Origin of the sequence: Cupriavidus sp. Met-2 (assembly GCF_049843575.1) — a bacterium.
In the GTDB taxonomy this organism is placed as follows: Bacteria; Pseudomonadota; Gammaproteobacteria; order Burkholderiales; family Burkholderiaceae; genus Cupriavidus; species Cupriavidus metallidurans.
The window spans coordinates 228,259-252,857 of the sequence record NZ_JBBHZL010000010.1 but is presented as its reverse complement, the minus strand read 5'-3'; the positions used below and the strand labels follow the sequence as shown (position 1 = coordinate 252,857).

General features: G+C 64.9%; 20 protein-coding genes. 19 read left to right on the top strand and 1 reads right to left on the bottom strand.

Annotated elements, in window-relative coordinates; all coding sequences use genetic code 11:
* Positions 1–328: 328 nt before the first annotated feature.
* The 17 genes from mraZ (at position 329) to lpxC (ending at position 19,800) form a co-directional block, all read left to right on the top strand.
* Positions 329–757, top strand: coding sequence for a division/cell wall cluster transcriptional repressor MraZ (gene mraZ, locus WD006_RS21405; RefSeq protein WP_008650293.1), 429 nt, complete (start codon positions 329–331; stop codon positions 755–757).
* A 7-nt stretch (positions 758–764) separates the two neighbouring features.
* Positions 765–1,742, top strand: a complete 978-nt coding sequence (rsmH, locus tag WD006_RS21400) for a 16S rRNA (cytosine(1402)-N(4))-methyltransferase RsmH (protein ID WP_011517625.1) — start codon at positions 765–767, stop codon at positions 1,740–1,742.
* Entirely contained in the window at positions 1,739–2,056 is a 318-nt protein-coding gene (gene ftsL / locus WD006_RS21395; RefSeq protein WP_008650296.1) for a cell division protein FtsL, read from the top strand. Before rsmH ends, ftsL begins: the two co-directional genes overlap by 4 nt.
* Positions 2,053–3,870: a peptidoglycan D,D-transpeptidase FtsI family protein gene (locus tag WD006_RS21390; protein ID WP_011517624.1), complete on the top strand. Its 1,818-nt coding sequence runs from the start codon at positions 2,053–2,055 to the stop codon at positions 3,868–3,870. The genes ftsL and WD006_RS21390 overlap by 4 nt, the downstream gene beginning before the upstream one ends.
* Positions 3,867–5,414, top strand: a complete 1,548-nt coding sequence (locus WD006_RS21385) for a UDP-N-acetylmuramoyl-L-alanyl-D-glutamate--2,6-diaminopimelate ligase (protein WP_011517623.1) — start codon at positions 3,867–3,869, stop codon at positions 5,412–5,414. The genes WD006_RS21390 and WD006_RS21385 overlap by 4 nt, the downstream gene beginning before the upstream one ends.
* Positions 5,411–6,811 carry a UDP-N-acetylmuramoyl-tripeptide--D-alanyl-D-alanine ligase gene (locus WD006_RS21380; protein ID WP_011517622.1) on the top strand — a complete coding sequence of 467 codons (1,401 nt, stop codon included), beginning with the start codon at positions 5,411–5,413 and terminating at the stop codon, positions 6,809–6,811. The genes WD006_RS21385 and WD006_RS21380 overlap by 4 nt, the downstream gene beginning before the upstream one ends.
* Before the next feature lie 15 nt (positions 6,812–6,826).
* Positions 6,827–7,996 (top strand): phospho-N-acetylmuramoyl-pentapeptide-transferase, encoded by a 1,170-nt coding sequence (mraY, locus tag WD006_RS21375; RefSeq protein ID WP_008650301.1) that lies wholly within the window; start codon positions 6,827–6,829, stop codon positions 7,994–7,996.
* Positions 7,997–8,046: 50 nt separating this feature from the next.
* Positions 8,047–9,561, top strand: coding sequence for a UDP-N-acetylmuramoyl-L-alanine--D-glutamate ligase (murD, locus tag WD006_RS21370; RefSeq protein ID WP_011517621.1), 1,515 nt, complete (start codon positions 8,047–8,049; stop codon positions 9,559–9,561).
* Positions 9,558–10,799: a putative lipid II flippase FtsW gene (gene ftsW, locus WD006_RS21365; protein ID WP_008650307.1), complete on the top strand. Its 1,242-nt coding sequence runs from the start codon at positions 9,558–9,560 to the stop codon at positions 10,797–10,799. The genes murD and ftsW overlap by 4 nt, the downstream gene beginning before the upstream one ends.
* A complete protein-coding gene (gene murG, locus WD006_RS21360) occupies positions 10,796–11,866 on the top strand; it encodes an undecaprenyldiphospho-muramoylpentapeptide beta-N-acetylglucosaminyltransferase (RefSeq protein ID WP_011517620.1) in 1,071 nt (356 codons plus the stop codon). Before ftsW ends, murG begins: the two co-directional genes overlap by 4 nt.
* Before the next feature lie 10 nt (positions 11,867–11,876).
* Positions 11,877–13,292 carry a UDP-N-acetylmuramate--L-alanine ligase gene (gene murC / locus WD006_RS21355; RefSeq protein ID WP_011517619.1) on the top strand — a complete coding sequence of 472 codons (1,416 nt, stop codon included), beginning with the start codon at positions 11,877–11,879 and terminating at the stop codon, positions 13,290–13,292.
* Entirely contained in the window at positions 13,289–14,272 is a 984-nt protein-coding gene (locus tag WD006_RS21350) for a D-alanine--D-alanine ligase (RefSeq protein WP_011517618.1), read from the top strand. The genes murC and WD006_RS21350 overlap by 4 nt, the downstream gene beginning before the upstream one ends.
* Positions 14,273–14,302: 30 nt before the next feature.
* Positions 14,303–15,205, top strand: a complete 903-nt coding sequence (locus WD006_RS21345) for a cell division protein FtsQ/DivIB (RefSeq protein WP_011517617.1) — start codon at positions 14,303–14,305, stop codon at positions 15,203–15,205.
* Positions 15,202–16,434, top strand: coding sequence for a cell division protein FtsA (gene ftsA / locus WD006_RS21340; protein ID WP_008650315.1), 1,233 nt, complete (start codon positions 15,202–15,204; stop codon positions 16,432–16,434). The genes WD006_RS21345 and ftsA overlap by 4 nt, the downstream gene beginning before the upstream one ends.
* Before the next feature lie 187 nt (positions 16,435–16,621).
* Entirely contained in the window at positions 16,622–17,812 is a 1,191-nt protein-coding gene (gene ftsZ / locus WD006_RS21335; RefSeq protein ID WP_008650317.1) for a cell division protein FtsZ, read from the top strand.
* Positions 17,813–18,222: 410 nt separating this feature from the next.
* The gene (locus WD006_RS21330) at positions 18,223–18,729 is read left to right on the top strand and encodes a peroxiredoxin (protein ID WP_011517616.1); all 507 of its coding nucleotides are present in this window, start codon (positions 18,223–18,225) and stop codon (positions 18,727–18,729) included.
* 153 nt (positions 18,730–18,882) lie between these two features.
* Positions 18,883–19,800: a UDP-3-O-acyl-N-acetylglucosamine deacetylase gene (gene lpxC, locus WD006_RS21325; RefSeq protein WP_008650320.1), complete on the top strand. Its 918-nt coding sequence runs from the start codon at positions 18,883–18,885 to the stop codon at positions 19,798–19,800.
* Between the two features lie 147 nt (positions 19,801–19,947).
* Here the strand turns inward: lpxC and WD006_RS21320 are convergent, their stop codons facing one another.
* A complete protein-coding gene (locus tag WD006_RS21320; RefSeq protein ID WP_029307155.1) occupies positions 19,948–20,451 on the bottom strand; it encodes a DciA family protein in 504 nt (167 codons plus the stop codon).
* Between the two features lie 108 nt (positions 20,452–20,559).
* Here WD006_RS21320 and WD006_RS21315 point away from each other — a divergent pair, with 108 nt between their 5' ends.
* The gene (locus tag WD006_RS21315; protein WP_011517614.1) at positions 20,560–21,492 is read left to right on the top strand and encodes a M23 family metallopeptidase; all 933 of its coding nucleotides are present in this window, start codon (positions 20,560–20,562) and stop codon (positions 21,490–21,492) included.
* Between the two features lie 247 nt (positions 21,493–21,739).
* Positions 21,740–24,532 (top strand): preprotein translocase subunit SecA, encoded by a 2,793-nt coding sequence (secA, locus tag WD006_RS21310; RefSeq protein WP_011517613.1) that lies wholly within the window; start codon positions 21,740–21,742, stop codon positions 24,530–24,532.
* Positions 24,533–24,599 lie beyond the last annotated feature (67 nt).

Below are 24,599 nucleotides of genomic sequence, written 5' to 3'. Positions count from 1 at the left end.
GTCGGCAGTATTCCCTCCGGTAGTTCTCAGGTGGTTTCTCTGCTTTCCTCCCCAAGTTCTTCATTTCATTAAGGAATCACCTTTGCGGTGCGTGAGGTTGACGCGCTAAGTCTTTGTTCTGATTAAAAAAAGCTTGTTTCTTGCCCCATAGCGAGCCTTGACCCGCCAAAACGCTTCCTCTAAAGTGGGAAATAGTGTGAGGAAGTGTATTTTTGTGTGAAAAACCGGGTTGGCTCTGCGATGATTTATCTCAGACCGAACTGGTAGCGGAAGGGATGAATCGACCTGCCGGACGGCTCAGATGCCGACGGCTACCAGGGGGGCGAGCTTGTTTCAGGGAGCATCGGCGCTTTCGCTTGATGCCAAGGGCCGGATGTCCATTCCGGCCAGGCACCGCGAAGCGCTGCAAACACAGGCCGAGGGCCGGGTTACGCTGACCAAGCACCCGGACGGATGCCTGTTGCTCTTTCCCCGCCCTGAGTGGGAGGTTTTCCGAGGCCGCATCGCGGCGCTGCCGATGGATGCCCATTGGTGGAAGCGGATTTTCCTCGGTAACGCCGCCGACGTGGATATGGACGGCGCAGGCCGCGTGCTGATAGCACCGGAATTGCGCAGTGCCGCCATGCTCGACAAGGAAGTGATGCTGCTCGGCATGGGCAGCCACTTCGAAGTTTGGGATGCCGCGACCTACGCCGCCAAGGAACAGGCAGCGATGGCGCAAGGCATGCCGGAAGCATTGAAGAATTTCTCCTTCTGAAGAGGTCATGAGCCCTACCGAATCGCCGGGGACCACCACCCTGCGCCATCGCACCGTGTTGCTGGACGAGGCCGTCGATGCGCTCGTCTGGCGGCCCGACGGCGCCTATGTGGACGGCACCTTCGGCAGAGGAGGGCACAGCCGGGCAGTACTGGCCCGGCTGGGGCCGGCCGGCACCCTGGTCGCCTTCGACAAGGATCCGGCAGCAATCGCAGAAGCGGGCACCATCAAGGATGCCCGCTTCTCCATTGAGCACGCGAGCTTTGCGGAAATGGGCGATCGGCTGGCCGGCCGTGGCCCGGTGGCTGGCGTGCTGCTCGACCTGGGAATCAGCTCGCCCCAGATCGACGAGGCAGCGAGGGGGTTTTCCTTTCGTTTCGAGGGCCCGCTGGACATGCGCATGGACACCACGCGCGGCATTACCGCCGCCGAGTGGCTTGCACAAGCGGACGAGCAGGACATTGCAAGGGTGATACGAGACTATGGGGAAGAACGGTTTGCTCTACAGATTGCAAAGGCGATTGTTGCTCGCCGGCGCGAATCCGGCGATGGCGGAGCACTCGCCACTACTTCAGACCTTGCCGCGCTCGTGGCGAAAGCCGTCAAAACACGCGAGAAGGGCCAGGACCCTGCGACCCGCACCTTTCAAGCTTTACGGATTTACATCAATCAAGAGCTTGAGGACCTCGAAAGAGGTCTGAAGGCGGCGTACGAACTGCTTCAGGTCGGGGGTCGCCTCGTGGTGATCAGCTTTCACTCGCTCGAGGACCGTATCGTCAAACGGTTCATGCAGGCGCACGCCCGCCCCGAGCGGGATGCCGATCCGGCCCTGCGCCGCGCACCGTTGCGCGCGGCTGACCTGCCGCAGCCGACGATGAAACTGCTGGGCCGATTCAAGCCGGGCGCCGAAGAGGTGGCCGGCAACCCGCGCGCCCGTTCCGCGGTGATGCGCGTGGCCGAAAAACTCGGAGAGCAGTCGGCATGAACCGCCTGACCTTCTTCCTCCTTGCCGCCCTGTTGTTCTGCGCGCTGTCGCTGGTCAGCGCGCAGCATCAGGCACGCACGCTGTTCGTGGCACTCGAACGCGCGCAGTCGGAGGAGAAGCAGCTCGATATCGACTGGTCGCGTCTGCAGTACCAGCAAAGCTCGCTCAGCAAGAGCGCGCGCATTGCCGAGGCCGCGCGCACGCAGCTCAAGATGTCGCCGGCGGTGGCCGGTCGTACCCAGTATCTGCAAGGCGTGGTGCTGCCATCGACGCCGCCGGATGCCGAACAACCCGCAGAGGGGGCAGCCAAATGAGCATGGCCCGGCCAACCATGAACCGCGCCCGCGCCGGCAACAAGTCGCGCGGCGAGGCAGCCCGTCCGCGCACCGGCCAGTTCTCCGCCAGCCCGGTGCTGGGTCTGCGCCTGCCGATGTGGCGCTCGAAGTTCGTGGTGTTCCTGATGTTCGCCGCGTTCCTGGCGCTGGCCGCGCGCGCGATGTGGATTCAGGGCCCGGGCAACCAGTTCTACGAGATGGAGGGCAAGAAGCGCTTCCAGCGCACGCTGGAGCTGCCCGCCACGCGCGGCAAGATTCTGGATCGCAACGGCCTGGTGCTGGCCACCAGCCTGCCGGTCAAGGCGATCTGGGCCGTGCCCGAGGACGTGCCGAACGATCTCGATCCGCAGCGCATGCGCCAATTGGCCAAGCTGCTGGACATGTCCGAAAAGGAACTGCGCGCCAAGTTCAACGAGGACAAGAGCTTCGTCTACCTGAAGCGCCAGGTGCTGCCCGATGCGGCCGACAAGATCGCCGCGCTCAAGATCGATGGCGTTCACCAGACTCGCGAATACAAGCGCTTCTATCCCGAAGGCGAGGCGATGGCGCATATCGTCGGCTTCACCAACGTCGAGGACAAGGGGCAGGAAGGTGTGGAACTGGCGCGTGAAAGCGTGCTGGCAGGCCGTCCCGGCGCGCGTCAGGTGATCAAGGATCGCCTGGGCCGCGTGGTGGAAGACGTCGGCATCCTGAAGACCCCGCGCGACGGCGAGGACATGCAGCTGTCGATCGACGCCAAGATCCAGTACCTGGCCTACAACGAGGTCAAGGCCGTGGTCGAGCGTAGCAAGGCAAAGGCCGCCAGCGCCGTGGTGCTCGATGCGCAGACCGGCGAGGTGCTGGCGCTGGCCAACTGGCCGACCTACAACCCGAACGACCGCAGCCGCCTGTCGGGCGAGCAGCTTCGCAACCGCGTGCTGACCGATACCTTCGAGCCCGGCTCGATGATGAAGCCGATTTCGATCGGGCTGGCGCTGCAGCTTGGCCGCGTGACGCCGTCGACGACCATCGTGACGACCGGCAAGTTCAACTTCGAAGGCGCGACGATCTCCGATACCCACAACTACGGCACGCTCACGGTGGGCGGTGTGATCCAGAAGTCGAGCAACATCGGCACGACGAAGATCGCGATGATGATGAAGCCGCAGGAGATGTGGGACATGTTTACCAGCGTCGGCCTGGGCCAGGCGCCGAAGATCGGCTTCCCGGGTGCCGTGGCGGGTCGCGTGCGGCCGTGGAAGAGCTGGCGGCCGATCGAGCAGGCGACGATGTCCTATGGCTATGGCCTCTCGGTGTCGCTGTTCCAGATCGCGCACGCCTATACGATCTTCGCGCACGATGGCGAGCTGATTCCCGTGTCGATCTTCAAGACCAACGGCCCGACAGACGGCGAACGCATCCTGTCGCCCCAGGTTGCCCGCCAGGTGCGCGGCATGCTCGAAACCGTGACAGCGCCCGGCGGTACCGCGCCCGAGGCCCAGGTGATGGGCTACCGCGTCGGCGGCAAGACCGGCACTGCATACAAGCACGTAGGCCGCGGCTACGACCGCAGCAAGTACCGCGCCTCGTTCATCGGCCTGGCCCCGATGTCGAACCCGCGCGTGATCGTGGCCGTCAGCGTGGACGAGCCGACCTCCGGCAGCCACTACGGTGGCGCGGTCGCCGGCCCGGTCTTCTCGGCCATCACCGGCGGCGCTCTGCGCGCGCTGAATGTCCAGCCCGACTCGCCGATCCGGCAGTTGATGGTCACCGACAAGGTGCCTGAGAGCGAACCATGGAGCGCGACCCAATGACGCGCCAGCCGCTGCTTCCGCTCGAAGTCTCCGCCCAGGCCAGCAACGCGCTGGCCTGGCTGCGTACGCACGCCCCGGAAAACGCGCAGTTGACCGGCGATACGCGCCGCCTGCAACCGGGCGACGTGTTCTTCGCCTATGTGCTGGGCAACGAGCGTCTGGCTACCGATGGTCGTCCGCATATCGACAAGGCGATCGCTGCCGGCGCGTCGGCCATTGTCTACGAGGCTGACAACTTCGCATGGCCCCATGACGATCGCGTGCCGCATCTGGCAGTGTCTCACCTGCACGAACTGGCAGGCCCCATCGCGGCTGGCTGGTACGGCATCGCTGCGTGCAATCTGACGATCGCCGGCGTCACGGGCACCAACGGCAAGACCTCGTGCTCGCAATGGCTGGCACGCCTGCTGCAGATGGCAGGCACGCGATGCGCGACGATCGGCACCCTCGGCTCGGGCTTCCCCGATGCGCTCAAGCTCACCGGCTTCACCACGCCGGACGCCGTGCAGTTGCAGGCCAGCCTGGCCGAACTGCACGACGCCGGCGCGCGCGCCGTGGCGATGGAAGTTTCCTCGCATGGGCTGGAGCAGGGCCGCGTGGCCGGCACCGGGTTTGCCGTTGCCGTGCTGACCAACCTGACCCAGGACCACCTCGACTACCACGGCACGATGGCCGAGTACGAGGCAGCCAAGGCGCGCCTGTTTGCGTGGGACGGCCTCAAGGCGGCGGTGATCAATCGCGACGATGGCATGGGCCAGCGCCTGCTAGCCAGCAACGCGGTGGCCGTGAGTGCCCCGCAAGTCATTGAATACGGCATCGACGGCAAGGCCGGCGCTTCGGTGGCACGCGGCCAGTGGCTGCGCGCGACTGGCGTGCGGGCCACTGGCGCCGGCACGGCGTTCCACGTCGACGGCAGTTTCGGCACCGCGGACGTGACCACGCCGATGATCGGAGCATTCAACGTCAGCAATCTGCTGGCCGTGCTCGGCGCCGCGCTAGCGCAGGGCGTGACCTGGGATGCCGCCATCGATGCGCTGCGCCGCCTGACGCCGGTCGATGGCCGCATGGAATTGTTCGGCGGCCACGATGCCCCGCTGGCCGTGGTCGACTACGCCCATACGCCCGATGCGCTGGTCCAGACGCTGACCGCGCTGCGGCCCGTGGCCCAGGCGCGTCAGGGCAAGCTATGGTGCGTGTTCGGCTGCGGCGGGGATCGCGACGCCACCAAGCGCCCGCTGATGGGCGGTGTGGCCGAGCGCCTGGCCGATGAAGTGGTGCTGACCAGTGACAACCCGCGCAGCGAAGATCCGCGCGAGATCCTTGAAGCGATCGCCGACGGCATGAGCGACCGTGCCCGCGCCGCGCTGATCGAGGACCGCGCCGCCGCCATTCTCTACGCCATCAAACATGCCGCCCCGGCCGACGTGGTGCTCGTGGCCGGCAAGGGCCACGAAGCCACGCAGGAGATCCAGGGTCGCAAGCGCCCGTTCTCTGACCGCGAGCACGTGCGTCTGACCCTGGGCGCGCGGGGGGTGTCGGCATGAACCGCCAACCGATGACGACTTTGCAGCAAGCCGCTGGCTGGATTGCCGGCGCAAGTATTTCCGGAGATGCTACGTGCTCGTTTTCGCGCGTGCATACCGACAGCCGTACCGTCGAGCCCGGCGACCTGTTCGTCGCGCTCAAGGGTGAGCGTTTCGACGCCCACGATTTTCTGGCCGATGTGGTCGCGCGCGGCGCCGCCGCGGTGATGGTGAGCCGCAAGGTCGACGTCGACGTGCCGGCGCTGATCGTGCCCGACACGCGCACCGGCCTCGGCCAGTTGGCCACGGGTTGGCGCCGCACGTTCACGCCGCCGACGGTGGCCGTGACCGGCAGCAATGGCAAGACCACGGTCAAGGAAATGATCGCGGCGATCTTTGCCGCGGCCGTGGGTGAAGGCGATCGTCTGGCAACGGGTGGCAACCTGAACAACGACATCGGCCTGCCACTGACCGTGCTGCGCCTGCGCGCGCATCACAAGCTGGCCGTGCTCGAGCTGGGCATGAATCACCCGGGTGAGACGATCTACCTGGCCGGCATCGCCCAGCCGACCGTGGCGGTGGTCACCAACGCCCAGCGCGAGCACCAGGAGTTCATGGTCAGCGTGGAGGCCGTGGCGCATGAACACGCCAGCGCCATCGCCGCGCTGCCCGCCGATGGCGTGGCCGTGTTTCCGGTCGATGCCGAAAGCGGTGGCGCCTATGCGGCCATCTGGCGCCAGGCCGCTGGCACACGGAAGGTGCTGTCGTTTGGGACCGATGCTTCGGCCGACGTACGGGCTACGGTGTCGCTGGAGAATGGCGTGCAGGTGCTGGATGTGACCGCGCCGGACCGGCGCTTCACGCTGCGCCTGCATGTGCTGGGTGTGCACAACGTGCGCAACGCGCTGGCGGCTACGGCGTGCGCGCTGGCCGCAGGCGTCGATGTGGCGGCAATCCAGGCGGGCATCGCCGGCTTCACCGCCGTGAAGGGCCGCCTGCAGGTGAAGCACACCCCGGCGGGCACCGTCGTTATCGACGACACGTACAACGCCAACCCGGATTCGATGCGTGCTGCAATCGACGTGCTGGCCGGATTCGCGACCCCGCGCCTGCTGGTGCTGGGCGATATGGGCGAGGTAGGGGATCAGGGTCCGATGTTCCACACCGAGATCGGTGCGTACGCGCGCGAGCGCGGCATCGACGCGCTCTGGGCAACAGGCGAACTCGCACCGCACGCGGTGCAGGCATATGGCGGTGGCGCACGGTATTTCGCTCGCGCGGAAGACCTGGCGCAGGCGCTGGAGGCAGACAAGGAGGGCACGGTGGCCAATGCAGCGGCCGTGCTGGTGAAGGGATCGCGCTTCATGCGCATGGAACGGATGGTCGATGCGCTTGTCGCATCACCTTCCGCTCATTAACGAAACAGACCAACGATGTTATTGACACTGGCCCAGTGGCTGCAGAACGACTACAGCTTCCTGCGGGTCGTCAACTATCTGACTTTCCGCGCGGTGATGGCCAACGTCACCGCGCTGGTGATCGGCCTGGGTTTCGGGCCGTGGGTGATTCGCCGCCTTACCGAACTGAAGATCGGTCAGGCCGTGCGCACGATCGGCCCCCAGACGCACCTGGTGAAGGCCGGCACGCCGACCATGGGTGGCGTGCTGGTGCTGATCTCGATCGCGATCTCGACGTTGCTCTGGTGTGACTGGGGCAACCGCTTCATCTGGGTTGTGCTGCTCGTGACGCTGGGCTATGGCGCGATTGGCTGGGTCGATGACTACCGCAAGGTGGTCTATCGCGATCCGCGCGGCATGTCGAGCCGCGAGAAATTCTTCTGGCAGACGCTGATCGGTCTGGTTGCCGCCGTGTATCTGGCGTTCTCGGTGTCCGAGGCCAGCAACGTGCGCATCTGGAGTCTGTTCCTGAGCTGGATCGAGGGCGGCATGTTCGCCGACGTGCCGTACAAGATGAACCTGATCGTGCCCTTCTTCAAGGAAGTGAGCTACCCGCTCGGCGTGACCGGTTTCATCGTGCTGACCTATCTGGTGATCGTTGGCTCGAGCAACGCGGTGAACCTGACCGACGGTCTGGACGGCCTCGTGATCATGCCCGTGGTGCTGGTGGGCGGCGGCCTTGGCGTGTTTGCCTATGTGATGGGCAATGCGGTCTACAGCAAGTACCTGCTGTTCCCGCACATTCCCGGCGCGGGCGAGCTGCTGATCTTCTGCTCGGCGATGGCCGGCGCGGGACTGGCGTTCCTCTGGTTCAACGCCCACCCGGCACGCGTGTTCATGGGCGACGTTGGCGCGCTGGCGCTGGGCGGGGCGCTGGGCACGGTAGCGGTGATCGTGCGCCAGGAGATCGTGCTGTTCGTGATGGGCGGGATCTTCGTGGTGGAAACGCTGTCAGTGATGCTCCAGGTGTCGTGGTTCAAGTTCACGAAGCGTCGCTACGGCGAAGGCCGCCGGCTGTTCCGCATGGCGCCGCTGCATCACCACTTCGAACTGGGCGGCTGGAAGGAAACACAAGTGACGGTGCGCTTCTGGATCATCACGATGCTGCTGGTGCTGATCGGGTTGTCGTCGCTGAAGCTGCGCTGAACCCGGGCTGAAATTTTTAATCTACGGACTCTACAAGGCAGGAAAACGAAGTGTTTGGCGTGTTGCAGAAACCTCATGTGCTGGTACTTGGCCTCGGTGAATCGGGGCTGGCCATGGCACGCTGGTGCGGCCTGAATGGCTGCCGCGTGCGCGTGGCCGACACACGCGAGGCGCCCGCCAACCTTGTCTTCCTGCAGGCGGAACTGACCACGGCCCAGTTCATGGGCGGGCAGTTCACCGAGAACCTGCTCGACGATATCGGTCTGGTGGCGATCAGCCCCGGGCTGTCCCCGCTCGAACCCAATACCAGGGCGCTGCTCGAGGCGGCGCAGGCACGCAGTATTCCTGTCTGGGGCGAGATCGAACTGTTCGCCCAGGCGATTGGCTACCTGGAGGCCACGTCGGGCTACGCCCCGCGCGTGCTGGCCATCACCGGTACCAACGGCAAGACCACGACCACCGCGCTGACTGGCCGGCTGATCGAGCGCGCAGGCAAGACCGTGGGCGTGGCAGGCAATATCAGCCCGTCTGCGCTGGACAAGCTGTCGGCCTGCATCGCCAGCGCCACGTTGCCCGATGTCTGGGTGCTCGAACTGTCCAGCTTCCAGCTCGAATACACGTTCTCGCTGGCGCCGCACGCGGCCACGGTGCTCAATGTCACGCAGGACCACCTCGACTGGCACGGCAGCATGGAAGCGTATGCCGCCGCCAAGGCGCGCATCTTCGGCCCGGCCGAGAAGGGCTGCCTGCAGGTGCTCAACCGGCAGGACCCGCTGACGATGAACATGGCCCGCCGCGGCACCACGCTGGTCACGTTCGGCACTGACCTGCCCGAGACGCCGGGCAGCTACGGCGTGCTGCGCGAAGGCGGGATGCCATGGCTCGTGCTGGCCGAGCCCGACACCGAAGCCGATGCCGAGCAGAAGCCGCGCCGCCGCAAGAAGGACGATGTCGCCGCCGACGCCGTCGTGCCGGTACGCCACAAGCGCCTGATGCCGGCCGACGCGCTGCACATCCGCGGCATGCACAACGCCACCAACGCGATGGCCGCGCTGGCGCTGTGCCGCGCGATCGACCTGCCGCTCAACGCGCTGCTGCACGGCCTGCGCGAGTATCGTGGCGAGCCGCACCGCGTGGAATGGGTGGCAACGATCGATGAAGTCGAATACTTCGACGACAGCAAGGGGACGAACGTCGGCGCCACCGTGGCTGCACTGAGCGGGCTGGATAAGCACGTGGTGCTGATCGCCGGTGGCGAGGGCAAGGGCCAGGATTTCTCGCCGCTGGTCGCGCCGGTGGCGCAATACGCGCGCGCCGTGGTGCTGATCGGCAAGGATGCGGGCGCGCTGCGCGAGGCGCTGGGGGCTACCGGCAAACCGCTGATCGACGCCGGCTCGCTGGAAGAAGCGGTAGAGAAATCCGCCAGCCTCGCGGAAGCGGGCGACGTGGTGCTGCTGTCGCCGGCTTGCGCCAGCCTCGACATGTTCCGTAACTACGTGCATCGCGCCCAGGTGTTCCGCGGCGCGGTGGAAGAACTGGCTTTGTCCCGGGGGATCATGCCATGAGCGACTCGCAGGTCAAGCGCAGCGGATTCATCGGCGCCACCATCGGCAATGCCTGGGGTGGCCTGCGTGATGCGGTGTCCGGCGTCAAGCCGACACGCTCCCGCATGATGGAGTACGACCAGCCCCTGCTGTGGGTAGCGATCGTACTGCTGACGTTCGGCCTGGTGATGGTCTACTCGGCATCGATCGCGCTGCCGGACTCGCCGCGCTACGCCAACTACCGCGAGGCCCATTTCCTGGTGCGCCATGCGTTCAGCCTGGTGATCGGACTCTCCACGGCGCTGGTGGCGTTCCAGATTCCGGTGAAGGTCTGGGACCGCTACGCGCCGAAGCTGTTCATCGTCGCGCTGATCCTGCTGGTGATCGTGCTGGTGCCGTTCGTCGGCAAGGGCGTGAACGGCGCGCGGCGCTGGATTCCGCTTGGCCTGATGAATTTCCAGCCGTCCGAACTGATGAAGCTGGCCGTGGTGCTGTACGCGGCCAACTACACGGTGCGCAAGCAGGAGTGGATGCAGACCGTCTCGAAGGGCTTCCTCCCGATGGGGGTGGCCGTGGTCGTGGTGGGGATGCTGCTACTGCTCGAACCCGATATGGGCGCGTTCCTGGTGATCGCGGCCGTGGCGATGGGCATCCTGTTTCTGGGTGGCATCAACGGCAAGCTGTTCGCCGGCCTGGTCGGCGTGGCCGTGGGTGCGTTCGCGCTGCTGATTACGGCATCGCCATGGCGTCGCGAGCGGATCTTTGCGTACCTGAACCCGTGGGAAGAAAGTAACGCGCTCGGCAAGGCTTATCAGCTCACACACTCGCTGATCGCCTTCGGCCGTGGCGAATGGACCGGCGTGGGCCTGGGCGGCAGCATCGAGAAGTTGCACTACCTGCCGGAAGCCCACACTGACTTCATCCTGGCGGTGATCGGCGAGGAATTCGGCTTCATCGGTGTGCTGGTGATGATCGTGCTGTTCTACTGGATGGTCCGCCGCTGCTTCGACATCGGCCGTACGGCGCTGCAGCTCGACCGTACCTTCGCCGGTCTGGTGGCCAAGGGCATGGGCATCTGGATCGGCTGGCAAACGTTCATCAACATGGGCGTGAACCTGGGCCTGCTGCCGACCAAGGGCCTGACGCTGCCACTGGTCAGCTATGGCGGCTCGGGCATCCTGATGAACTGTGTGGCGTTGGCGATTGTCCTGCGCATTGACTACGAGAACAGGGTGTTGATGCGCGGAGGGAAGGTATGACCGCACGCACGCTGCTCGTGATGGCTGGCGGCACCGGGGGCCACGTGTTCCCGGGGCTGGCGGTCGCGCGTGCGTTGCGTGACGAGGGCTGGCGCGTGGTCTGGCTCGGCAATCGTACGGGCATGGAAGCGACGCTGGTGCCGAAGCACGACATTCCGATGGAGTACATCCAGTTCGGTGGACTGCGTGGCAAGGGCCTGCTGACCAAGCTCCTGCTGCCGCTGAACCTGCTGCGCGCGTTCTGGCAGAGCATCGGCGCGCTGCGTCGGGTGAAGCCGGACGTGGTGCTCGGCATGGGCGGCTATATCACCTTCCCGGCAGGGATGATGGCGTCGCTGCTCGGGCGCCCGCTGGTGCTGCACGAACAGAATTCGATCGCTGGCCTGGCGAACAAGGTGTTGGCGAAGGTCGCGGACCGCGTGCTCTGCGCGTTCCCGGACGCGTTGCCGAATAGCGAATGGACCGGCAATCCGGTGCGTGCCGAACTGGCGCAGATTCCGGCGCCGGAGTCACGCTACGACCATCGCGCCGGCCCGCTGCACGTGCTTGTGGTGGGTGGCAGCCTTGGCGCGGCCGCGCTCAACGACGTGGTGCCGAAGGCAATCGCGCTGCTGCCCGAGGGGCAGCGCCCGGTCGTCAAGCATCAGGCCGGCGCGAAACAGATCGATACGCTGCGCGCGAACTACGCAGCAGCAGGAGTGGCCGGCGATACCGTGCCATTCATCGACGACATGGCGGCGGCCTACGCCGACGCCGATCTGGTCATCTGCCGCGCAGGCGCGATGACGGTTTCCGAAGTGGCGGCCGCCGGTGTGGCAGCGCTGTTCGTGCCGTTTCCGCATGCGGTGGACGATCACCAGACCACCAATGCGACGTTCCTGTCGAAGCAGGGCGCTGCGTTGCTGGTGCAACAGAACGAACTGACCGCGGAAGGTCTGGCGAAGACGCTCGCCGGCCTGTCGCGGACGCAATTGAAAGACATGGCGCGCGCTGCGCGTGGCCTGGCCAAACCGGAGGCAACCCGGCGCGTCGCCGAGATCTGCAGCCAGTTGGCGGGTAAATCGTGAAACGAATTCAATGAAGCATATTGTCAAGAACATCCACTTCGTAGGCATTGGCGGGGCCGGCATGAGCGGCATCGCCGAGGTCCTGCTGAATCTGGGCTACAAGGTCTCGGGTTCCGACGTGGGCAGCAATGCCGCCACGCGGCGCCTGGCTTCGCTCGGCGCGCGCGTGGCTCATGGCCACGACGCGGAAAACGTGACGGGCGCCAATGCCGTGGTGGTATCCACCGCGGTGACCAACGACAACCCCGAAGTGCTGGCAGCCCGCGCCAGGCGTATCCCGGTGGTGCCGCGCGCGGTGATGCTGGCCGAGCTGATGCGCCTGAAGCAGGGCGTGGCTATCGCCGGCACCCATGGCAAGACCACCACGACCAGCCTGGTGGCATCGGTGCTGGCCGAAGGCGGGCTAGATCCGACGTTCGTGATCGGTGGCCGCCTGAATTCAGCCGGCGCTAACGCGCGGCTCGGCACGGGCGATTTCATCGTCGCGGAAGCCGACGAGTCCGACGCGTCGTTCCTGAACCTGTTTCCGGTGATGGAAGTCATCACCAATATCGACGCCGACCACATGGACACCTACGGGCATGATTTTGCCCGGCTCAAGCAGGCGTTCGTGGAGTTTACCCAGCGCCTGCCGTTCTACGGCATTGCCGTGCTGTGTGTCGATGACCCGAACGTGCGCGAGATCCTGCCGTTCGTGTCCAAGCCGGTGGTGCGCTACGGTTTTGCCGAGGACGCGCAGATTCGTGCGGTCAATGCGCGCGCCGTTGATGGACAGATGCACTTCACCGTGCTGCGCCAGCTCAATGGCCACGCCGAGCCGCCGCTCGACATCGTGCTGAACCTGCCGGGGATTCACAACGTCCAGAACGCGCTGGCCGCCATCGCGATTGCCACCGAACTCGAAGTGCCGGACGCGTCGATCGTCAAGGCGCTGCGCGAGTTTCACGGCGTGGGCCGCCGCTTCCAGCGCTACGGCGAGGTGGCGACGCCCGACGGTTCGGGCACGTTCACGCTGGTCGACGATTACGGCCATCACCCGGTGGAGATGGCCGCGACGCTGGCTGCCGCGCGCGGCGCGTTCCCGGACCGCCGCCTGGTGCTGGCATTCCAGCCCCATCGCTTCACACGCACGCGCGACTGTTTCGAGGACTTCGTCAAGGTGCTGGGCACCGTCGACGCGCTGCTGCTGGCGGAGGTGTACGCCGCCGGCGAATCGCCGATCGTCGCGGCCGATGGCCGCGCGCTGACGCGCGCGCTGCGCGTTGCAAACAAGGTAGAACCCGTTTTTGTCGAGCAGATCGAGGACATGCCCCAGGCCATCCTGAATGCCGTACGGCCCGGCGATGTGGTCGTAACCATGGGCGCTGGCTCGATCGGCGCAGTGCCGGGCCAGTTGGTGTCGCATCAACAAGGGGGGCAGCAATGAGCTTCGTCGCCCATCCCAATATCGATCCGAAGTCGCTGGGCAAGGTTGGCGTGCTGCTGGGTGGCAAGTCCGCCGAGCGCGAGATCTCGCTGCTGTCCGGTAACGGTGTGCTGGCCGCGCTGAAGTCGCGCGGCGTCGATGCGCATCCGTTCGATCCGGGCCTGCAGCCGATCAGCGAACTGGCTGCCGCAGGTTTCGACCGCGTTTTTATCGCGCTGCACGGTCGCTACGGCGAAGACGGCACGATGCAGGGCCTGCTCGAGCAGCTTGGCATCCCCTATACCGGCAGCGGCGTGCTGGCGTCGGCGCTGGCCATGGACAAGCAGGCTACCAAACGCCTGTGGATGACGCACGGCCTGGCTACGCCGCGCTTCGCGATGCTCTACGCGAATACCGATTTCGATGCCGTGGTTGCCGATCTTGGCCTGCCGCTGATCGTCAAGCCGGCCCGTGAAGGGTCGTCGATCGGCCTGACCAAGGTGATCGCCGCGGACCAGATGCGCGCTGCATTCGAGAAGGCCGCAGGGCTCGATGCCGACGTGATCGCCGAGACTTTCATCGATGGCGCGGAGCTGACTTGCCCGATCGTGGGCGAGGGTCCGACGGCCGAAGCGCTCCCAGTTATCAAGATTGTCGCGCCGGAGTCGAACTACGACTATCAAAATAAGTATTTTACTGACGATACCCAATACCTGTGCCCCTCGACATTGCCCGACGCGCTGGAGCGCGAAGTGCGCGCGCTGGCCGTGGAGGCCTTCCGGGTGCTGGGGTGTCGCGGCTGGGCCCGCGCGGACGTGATGCTGACGCGCGACGGCAAGCCTTATCTGCTTGAAATGAATACGTCCCCCGGCATGACCGGCCATTCGCTCGTGCCGATGGCGGCGCGTGCGAATGGCATCAGCTATGAGGACTTCGTCATGCAGGTACTGGCGGCAGCCACGCTGGACCTGCATCCGAATGAACACTGGAAACCCGAATAACCGCAGTACCGACCGCCTGAACGACGACACATGTGGCATAACGCGCGCCTGCTCAACCTGTTCGCCTCAGCGCTATACGCGCTGGTGGCGCTCATGGCGCTCGGGGCTGGGCTGCTGTGGCTGGCCCAGCGGCCGGTGTTCGCCATTACGCATGTCGAGCTGACGTCGATGGATGGCGCGCCGTTGCGCCACGTGAACGCGCCGAGCGTGCGCGCGAACGCGCTGGGCAAGCTGGCCGGCAACTTCTTCACACTCGACCTGAACACGGCGCGACAGGCGTTCGAGTCGGTGCCCTGGGTGCGCCACGCGAGCGTGCGGCGCGAGTGGCCGAATGGCTTGGCGATCCAGGTGGAAGAGCACGAACCCCTCGGTACCTGGGGTGGTCCGGATAGTGGCAGGCTGATCAATACCTATGGCGAGGTATTCGTGGCCAACACCGCCGAGGCCGAAGAGGATGCCCAGCTGCTGGCGCTTGACGGACCGCCGGACAGCGAGGAAGACGTGGTCGAGAAGCTGGAGATCATGCGCGAGTGGTTCAAGCCGATGAAGCTCGAACCGCTGGCCGTGGCGCTGTCGGGGCGTTATGCATGGCGTGCCAAATTGTCTAACGGCATGGTCGTCGAATTCGGCCGCGAGCAGAACGACGAGGATCGCACGGCCATGGAGGCGCGGGTCAAGCGCTTCGTGGCGTCGTGGCCGCAGGTCACGGAGCAGATGGGCAAGCAGATCGAGTATGCCGATCTGCGCTATCCCAACGGGTTCGCGATCCGGGCGGCCAGCGTGCGCTTCCTGACCGATGCGCAGGCAGCGGCGGCGGCCAAGGCGGCGACCAAGGCAGCCAGCGGCGCGGCAACCCCCCAGGCGGCTTCGGCCGGCAACACCAACAACAATCCGACGCGACTCAAGAGTAAGAACGCGGAGAAAACTCGATGAGCAAGGAATACAAGGACCTACTGGTCGGTCTCGACATCGGCACCTCGAAGGTGGCGGCCGTGGTGGCGGAACTGCGCCCCGATGGCAGCTATGAGGTGATCGGGATGGGCCAGTCCGAGTCCAAGGGTTTGAAGAAGGGGGTCGTGGTCAACATCGAGGCTACCGTGCAGTCGATCCAGCGCGCGCTGGAAGAAGCCGAGCTGATGGCTGACTGCAAGATCGCCGAGGTGTTCACCGGCATCGCCGGCAGCCATATCCGCAGCTTCAACTCGAGCGGCATGGTGGCGATCAAGGACAAGGAAGTCACGCAGACGGATGTGGCCCGCGTGATCGAGACCGCCAAGGCGGTCAACATCCCGACCGACCAGCAGATCCTGCACATCCTGACCCAGGAATTCATCATCGACGGTCAGGAGGATGTACGCGAGCCCATCGGCATGAGCGGTATCCGGCTCGAAGTGAAGGTGCATATCGTGACGGGCGCGGTTAGCGCGGCCCAGAACATCGTCAAGTGCGTGCGCCGCTGCGGCCTGGAAGTGCACGACCTGATCCTGCAGCCGCTGGCCTCGAGCCTTGCGGTGCTGACCGAGGACGAGAAGGAACTCGGCGTGGTGCTGGTGGATATCGGCGGCGGCACGACGGACATCGCCATCTTCAGCGAAGGCGCGATCCGGCACACGGCCGTGATCCCGATCGCCGGGGACCAGATCACCAACGACATCGCCATGGCGCTGCGCACGCCGACGCCCGATGCCGAGGACATCAAGATGCAGTACGGCATCGCCAAGCAGGCGATTGCCGACCCGGAAGACATGATCGAGGTGCCTGGCGTGGGCGACCGCGGCACGCGCACGCTGAGCCGCCAGGCGCTGGCCGCTGTGATCGAGCCGCGTATCGAGGAACTCTATTCGCTGGTGCACCAGGTGGTGCGCGAGTCGGGCTACGAGGAACTGCTGTCGTCGGGCGTGGTGATCACCGGTGGCACGGCCATGATGCCGGGCATGGTGGAACTGGGCGAAGACATCTTCCTGAAGCCCGTGCGCGTGGGCGTGCCCGAGTATCGCGGCAACCTGCATGAAGTCGTAAAGAGCCCGCGTTACTCCACGGTGATGGGCCTGCTGCAGGAAGGATGCGTTCAGCGTATGCGCGGCCGCAAGGTGGCGGTGCAGAGCGGCTCCGTGAAACAGGTCTGGGGACGCATGAAGGAATGGTTTGTCGGCAACTTCTGATGAATTTGCCGGTCAGGTTTTCTTTGACGTGATACGCGCCTGGCGTCAGCGCGATGGCGGAAATGCACGTTGAGCAGTTTTTCGCAGTTTTACTGGTTAGTTGTTCTTGATAGTTTCTTGTTCAGGAACCAAGGGTTGCGGCGGGGAGGCTGCAGCGTTTGGGGACTGATTTTTCTCGGAGGCAGTGATGGACTTTGACATGATCGAAACGGAGATTCAGGACGGCACCATCATCAAGGTGGTGGGCGTGGGCGGCGCGGGCGGCAATGCCGTGCAGCACATGATCAGCCGTGGCGTGCAGGGTGTGGAATTCATTTGCATGAATACCGATGCCCAGGCGCTGAAGCGCTCCACCGCATCGCGCGTGCTGCAACTGGGCAACACCGGCCTTGGTGCCGGTGCCAAGCCGGAAGTTGGCCGTAACTGCGCGGAGCAGGCGCGTGACCAGATCGCCGACGCCCTGCGCGGCGCGCACATGGTCTTCATCACTGCCGGCATGGGCGGCGGCACCGGTACCGGTGCCGCGCCGATCGTGGCGCAGGTGGCCAAAGAAATGGGCATCCTGACCGTGGGCGTGGTCAGCAAGCCGTTCGACTTCGAAGGCGCGCGCCGTGCCAAGGTGGCCGAACACGGTTCGGGCGAACTCGAGTCGTCGGTGGACTCGCTGATCGTGGTGCTCAACGAGAAGCTGTTCGAAGTGATGGGCGACGACGCCGAGATGGACAAGTGCTTCCAGTGCGCCGATGACGTGCTGCATAACGCTGTCGCTGGCATCGCCGAAATCATCAATGTCGACGGTCTCGTGAACGTCGACTTTGAAGACGTGAAGACGGTGATGGGCGAGCAGGGCAAGGCCATGATGGGTACGGCTACCGTCTCCGGCGTGGATCGCGCCCGCCTGGCCGCCGAGCAGGCTGTGGCCAGTCCGCTGCTCGAAGGCGTGGACCTGTCCGGCGCGCGTGGCGTGCTGGTCAACATCACGGCCAGCCGCTCGTTGAAGCTGTCGGAAACCAAGGAAGTCATGAACACGATCCGCAGCTACGCCGCGGAGGACGCGACCGTGATCTTCGGTACGGTGTACGACGATTCGATGAGCGACGCGCTGCGCGTGACCGTGGTGGCCACTGGCCTGGGCCGTTCTGCCAAGAAGCAGCAGCCGATGACGCTGCTGAAGACCGGCACGGACAACATCCCGGTGCAGATGATGGCAGGCCTGACCGCTGCCCCGGCGCATGCATCGCCGGACTACAGCGGCCTGGATACGCCGGCCGTGTGGCGCAGCTCGCGCGAGTCGGCGTCCGCCCATGTGGCGGCGCTGCAAGAGAAGGGCGTGGATACGTACGACATCCCGGCCTTCCTGCGCAAGCAGGCTGACTGAGTTGGGCTCCGGCAGGGCCGTGGCGTCGGCCGCGTGCCTGGCGGGTTGTCGCTGGTCCGTTCCGCATCGCCCGAGCGCTCCCTTTCCGCTCGGTGATTGCCTGGACTGACGCCATCCGTCAGTGCGCCGGCACGCGTCGCGCCCGCGCCGAAAGCAGTCCGTCCGCATCCCGTTGCCGGGCAGGCAGGCCATCGGCCGCCTCCCCGGACTGGTTTCCCGCCTCCCAGCGGCGGGATGTGCCCCCGTCCGCGCGGCGCGTCCACAAGACGCGCCGCGCGGCGTTTGAGCAGCAAGCCGACTGCCCTGCACTTGACATAGCTGAAGCCAGGATTCGCCAATGCGACGCTTGGTTGCAACGGCATCCGCCCCTATGATGCAGGCAGGGTTTCTACCGAGAGGAGGAATCTCCGATGATCGCCATTGGGCAACGCGTCCCTGACGCCACGCTGTACGAATTTTTCGAAACCGAATCCGAAGGCTGCGTGCTCGGGCCGAATGCGTTTTCGGTGGCCGAACTGGTCAAGGGCCGCAAGATCGTGGTCTTCGGCCTGCCCGGCGCCTTTACTCCGACTTGCTCCGCGAAGCATGTGCCCAGCTATCTCAAGGAGTACGATGCGTTGCGTGCCGCCGGTGTCGACGAAATCTGGTGCCACTCGGTCAACGACGCCTTTGTGATGGGTGCCTGGGGACGCGAGCAGAAGGCCACAGGCAAGGTCCGGATGATGGGTGACGGCGCCGCGCAATGGGCCAGGGCCCTGGGGCTGGATCAGGACCTGAGCCAGCGCGGCTTGGGTGTGCGCGCCAAACGCTATGCGATGGTCGTCGATGACGGTGTGGTGACCCACCTGTTCATCGAGGAGCCGGGCGAGTTCAAGGTCAGCAGTGCCGAATGGGTGCTGCAGGCGTTGCGCGCTTGACACGGTAGTTCGGGCGTGAATGCTTTATACGTATCATTTCGGACGTTGTCTAACACCCCGAAACAAAGTGGTGCAGCGCAATAGACCGAGTAATGGTAGTATCGCGTTATCAAGTTTTACGCCCAATAGCTTTTAATAATAGTTGAGGCCGTCATGCTCAAACAGCGCACTATCAAATCCCTGGTGAAGACGGTTGGTATCGGTTTGCACTCGGGCCGCAAAGTGACGCTGACCCTGCGCCCGGCTCCGGCCGATACCGGCATCGTCTTTACCCGCGTCGACCTGCCCGAGGCCGTGGAAATCCACGCGGCGGCTTCTGCCATTGGTGATACCCGCCTGGCATCGGTGCTCCAGAAGGACGGCGCGCGCGTTTCGACCGTTGAACACCTGATGTCGGCCTGCGCCGGCCTGGGTGTCGACAATCTTTATGTCGACGTCGACGCCGAGGAAATTCCGATCATGGACGGCAGCGCGGCATCGTTCGTGTTCCTGCTGCAATCGGCGGGCATGGAAGAGCAGCCTGCGGCCAAGCGTTTCATCCGCGTGAAGAAAGCCGTGGAAGTCCGCGATGGTGACAAGCTGGCTCGCCTGGAGCCGTTCTTCGGCTTCAAGCTTGCCTTCACGATCGACTTCCGTCATCCCGCTGTCGACAAGACGGGTCAGACGTTCACGATCGACTTTGCCGACACCAGCTACGTCCGTGAAATCGCCCGTGCCCGCACTTTCGGTTTTGCCCATGAAGTTGAGGCACTGCGCGAGATGGGCCTGGCCCGTGGTGGCAGCCTCGACAACGCGATCGTGCTCGACGAGCACCGCATGTTGAACAACGAGGAACTGCGCTATGGCGACGAGTTCGTCCGCCACAAGATCCTCGACGCGATCGGCGACCTGTACGTGATCGGCCATCCGCTGATTGCTTCATATGTTGCGCACAAATCTGGCCATGGCATGAACAATCAGTTGCTGCGCGCGCTGCTGGCGGACCAGGAAGCCTACGAATTTGTGACCTTCGACAAGGTCGAGGAAGCGCCCGTCGCGTTCCTGCCACAGGCTCAGCCGGCATTCGCCTGACGACTGACTGGCATCAAGCTTCGATCGGAAACCCCGCGCCTCGTAAGGGCACGGGGTTTTTTGTTGTCTGCGGGATGGTGCCGGGCCGCGCATCTGGCCGCTCCCAACTACTAATAAGGGGGCTGAGCGGGCGTAGCGAGGATCGAATCAGCGATGCCGGGCCAGCAAGGCCTCCACCGCATCCTTCAGCGGTGACGCCTCCAGGTTGTGCGCCAGCACGTCCATGCTATGCAATCCGGCCGGCGACAGATTGGCCGTTCGCGGCTTGCGTTCGACCGGACCAGTGTCCCAATCGCCACGCCCGACCTCCGGTTGTACCCGTACACGGATTGCGGTAACCTGCGATCCCCGTTGCTGCAGCCGGGAAAGCAGGGTCGGCACCACTTGCCGGACCCGCGCGGCCGCCGCGCCATGCGCGGCAAGCAACAACAGTGTGCGCTCCATTTGCGGTCCCCGGTCGTCAGTCTTGACGCCGGCCACGGCGATGCCGGCCCGCATGCCTTGCGGCAGGAGTGACAGGACTTCCGCTTCCAGAGACGCCAGTTGCCGCGCGGTCTGCATCAGCGCCGAAACCGGCCCGGCCTTGGCCAGCCAGTCATTGAGTGGCTTGGCCGCAGGGGTCTGGTGAGCGTGGTGGGTGAACATGCGCATGCGCGCATTCTAGCGCGCAATCCTTGCCCGTCCGAGAGCCGGGATGCCTTTGCCCGCGTGCGCACGGGGCCGCAAGAGCGGCCCCGTCTTTTGGGGTGGGGTTAGGTCATGCAAATCATCGTGCTACATCCGCGCGAGCAGCGGATGCTTCGTTTCCATCTCACGCGCCTGCGCGTCGCGCTGCTCATGCTGGCGCTCTGCTCGCTCGTTGCCGCCGCCGCCTCAGGCGTTATCTGGCTCCTCGCGCGCTCCCAAGCGTCGCCCGAGGTCTCGCGACAAGCGCGCGAGAATGCCTTTCTACGGCAGAACCTGGCGGTGCTTGCCGCAAGCGTGGGCGATCTGCAGGCGCAGATGGTCCGTCTCGATGCCCTTGGTGAGCGGGTTTCGGGTCTGGCCGGCATTGCCCCCCAGGATTTCGACTTTCGCCATCGCCCAGCCCGTGGGGGCCCGGCCGCGCCGGCGCAGTCGCCCGAACTGACCCTGCCCGAGCTGCGCGCCGAGCTGGCCCGCCTGGGCGAGCAGGCCGAGCACCGCGTCGACTACTTCGATGTGATCGAGACCGCGTTGATGGACCGTCAGATGAGAGAACGACGCATCCCCCGGGTGCTTCCCGTGGCAACCGGGTACGACGGATCCAGCTTCGGTACGCGGATCGATCCTTTCACCGGTCGCCGCTCCCAGCATGAAGGCGTGGACTTCGTGGCACCCACCGGCACGCCGATCCTGGCGGCCGCAGGTGGCGTGGTGGTGGCAGCGGAATGGCACAACGAGTACGGCAACATGATTGATATCGATCACGATAACGGACTCAAGACCCGGTATGCTCACGCGTCGAAGTCGCTGGTTCGGGCTGGCGATATCGTCCGCCCTGGCCAGATGATTGCCCGGGTCGGCAGCACGGGGCGCTCGACCGGCGCACACCTGCACTTCGAGGTCCATGTGAACGGTTTGCCACGTAATCCGAATGGCTTTTTGAACGCGGCCGTACCGGCGCCCTTGGCCGAGGCGCTCTCCCCAACCAACCGGACCGCCATCCGCTGATCGTCGAACCCTGGGCACGCAGCGGAACATTGAAGTCGGTGAGGTTGTCCCAACCTCACCAGCAGCCTGTCCCGGACGGGCGGCCCCGGTTATCGCCCGGGCCTGTTGCGCCCATGCAGATTCTGGCCTGGCAGCGGTCCGGTCAGGACATCGGCACATGATAAACTCGGCGTTTTGCGCCAATCCACCCATTCCTCGCGCGTGGCTGCCCGGTTCGCCGCTGGTCGCTCGCAGGTGAAAGCACTCGATGATCACGGGCCTTCTCAAGAAAGTCTTCGGCAGCCGCAACGAACGGCTGATTAAACAATATCGCCGCACGGTCGAGCAGATCAATGCGCTCGAGCCGAAGTTCGAGAAGCTCTCGGACGACGAGTTGCGTGGCATGACCGAGACATTCCGCCAGCGCCATGCCGGCGGCGAGTCGCTCGAGGCACTGCTGCCTGAGGCTTTCGCCGTCTGCCGCGAAGCCAGCAAGCGGATCATGAAGATGCGTCACTTCGACGTGCAGATGATCGGCGGCATGGTGCTGAACGACAACAAGATTGCCGAAATGCGCACCGGTGAAGGCAAGACGCTGACCGCCACGCTGGCCGTGTATCTCAATGCGCTGACCGGCAAGGGCGTGCACGTGGTGACGGTCAACGACTACCTGGCGCAGCGTGACGCCGAGTGGATGGGGCGGCTGTACAACTTCCTGGGCCTGTCGGTGGGCGTGAACCTGTCGCAGATGCCACACGATCAGAAGCAGATCGCGTACAACGCGGACATCACGTACGGCACCAACAACGAGTTTGGCTTCGACTATCTGCGCGACAACATGGTCTATGACCCGTCGCAGCGCGTGCAGCGTCCGTTGCATTACGCGATCGTCGACGAAGTGGACTCGATCCTGATCGACGAGGCGCGCACGCCGCTGATCATCTCGGGCCAGGCCGAGAACCAGACCGATCTCTACCAGCGCATGAACGGCATTCCGAAGCTGCTCGAGCGCCAGATCGGCGAGGAGAAGGCCGACGGTACCGGCGTCGAGAAGCCTGGCGACTACTACGTGGACGAGAAGGGCCATCAGGTCTATCTGACCGAGGCCGGCCACGAGAAGGCCGAGCAGATCCTGTCCCAGCTCGGGCTGATCAGCGAGGGCGAATCGCTCTACGCGCCCCAGAACATTACGCTGATGCACCACCTGTACGCCGCCCTGCGCGCGCACAGCCTGTTCCATCGCGACCAGCACTATGTGGTGCAGAACGACGAGGTCATCATCGTCGACGAATTCACGGGCCGCCTGATGACGGGCCGCCGCTGGTCCGATGGCCTGCACCAGGCCGTGGAAGCCAAGGAAGGCGTGACCGTCCAGCAGGAAAACCAGACGCTGGCCACCATCACGTTCCAGAACTACTTCCGCATGTACGAGAAGCTGGCCGGCATGACCGGCACGGCCGACACGGAAGCCTACGAGTTCCAGGAGATCTACGGCCTCGAAGTCGTGGTGATCCCGACCAACCGTCAGGCCCAGCGCAAGGACCTGCAGGACCAGATCTACAAGACGTCGAAGGAACGCTACGACGCCGTGGTGCGCGATATCCGCGACTGCTACGACCGAGGCCAGCCGGTGCTGGTGGGCACGACGTCGATCGAAACGTCCGAGTATCTGTCGGACCTGCTGAACAAGGAAAAGCTGCCGCACCAGGTGCTGAACGCCAAGCAGCACGCGCGCGAAGCCGAGATCGTGGCGCAGGCCGGCCGACCCAAGATGGTCACGATCGCCACCAACATGGCCGGTCGCGGTACCGACATCGTGCTGGGCGGCAACGTCGAGAAGCAGGCCGGTTTTATCGAAGCCGATGCCAACCTGTCCGATGCCGAGAAGGCCGAGCGCATCGCCAAGCTCAAGGATGAGTGGCAATCGCTGCACGACCAGGTCAAGGCGGCTGGCGGCCTGCATATCGTCGGCACCGAGCGACACGAGTCGCGCCGGATCGACAACCAGCTTCGCGGCCGCGCCGGCCGTCAGGGCGACCCGGGCTCGTCGCGCTTCTATCTGTCGCTTGACGACCAGCTCCTGCGTATCTTCGCCGGCGACCGCGTGCGCGCGATCATGGAACGTCTGAAGATGCCTGAAGGCGAGCCGATCGAAGCCGGTATCGTCACGCGCTCGATCGAATCCGCGCAGCGCAAGGTCGAGGGCCGCAACTTCGACATCCGCAAGCAACTGCTGCAGTACGACGACGTTGCGAACGACCAGCGCAAGGAAATCTACAAGCTCCGTAACGACGTACTCGAATCGCAGGACGTCGGCGACATGGTGGCGAACCTGCGCGAGAGCGTGCTGGTGGAGGTGTTCCGCGAATACGTGCCCGCCGAGAGCATGGAAGAGCAGTGGGACATTGCTGGCCTGGAACAGCGCCTGCGTGACGACTGGGGTCTGGAGCTGCCGCTGGCGAAGACCATCGAAGGCGCGCAGAGCATCGAGGATGAAGAGCTGCTGGACATGATCCTGAAGGCAGCGCGCGAGCACTACGACGCCAAGGTGGCGCAAGTGGGCCGCGAGTCGTTCGCCGGCTTCGAGCGCTCGGTCATGCTGCAAAGTATCGACACGCACTGGCGCGAGCACCTGGCCGCGCTGGATCACCTGCGTCAGGGCATCCACCTGCGCGGCTATGCGCAAAAGGATCCGAAGCAGGAGTACAAGCGCGAATCGTTCGAACTGTTCGCGCGCCTGCTGGACGTGATCAAGAGCGAAGTCACGCGCGTGGTATTCAACGTGCATATCCAGTCGCCCGAGGAACTCGAACAGGCTTCGGAGCAGATCGAGGAAGGCTTGGCGCACCTCGAGAACGTGCAATACAAGCATGACGAGTTCGCCGAGGGTGCCGAGCCTGTGGAGCAGGCAGAGCCGGCACGCAGCAACACGGCCGCCGCGGCGCTGGCCGCGATGGGCGGCGAAGCGGCGCTGGCCGGCATGCCCAAGGTTGGCCGCAACGACCCGTGCCCGTGCGGTTCGGGCAAGAAGTTCAAGCAGTGCCACGGCAAGCTGAGCTAAAGCCAGTCCGTCGCGGTCGGTGATCGGCGCGCGCGGCGCGCATCACCAAACCATCCAGCACATGCCC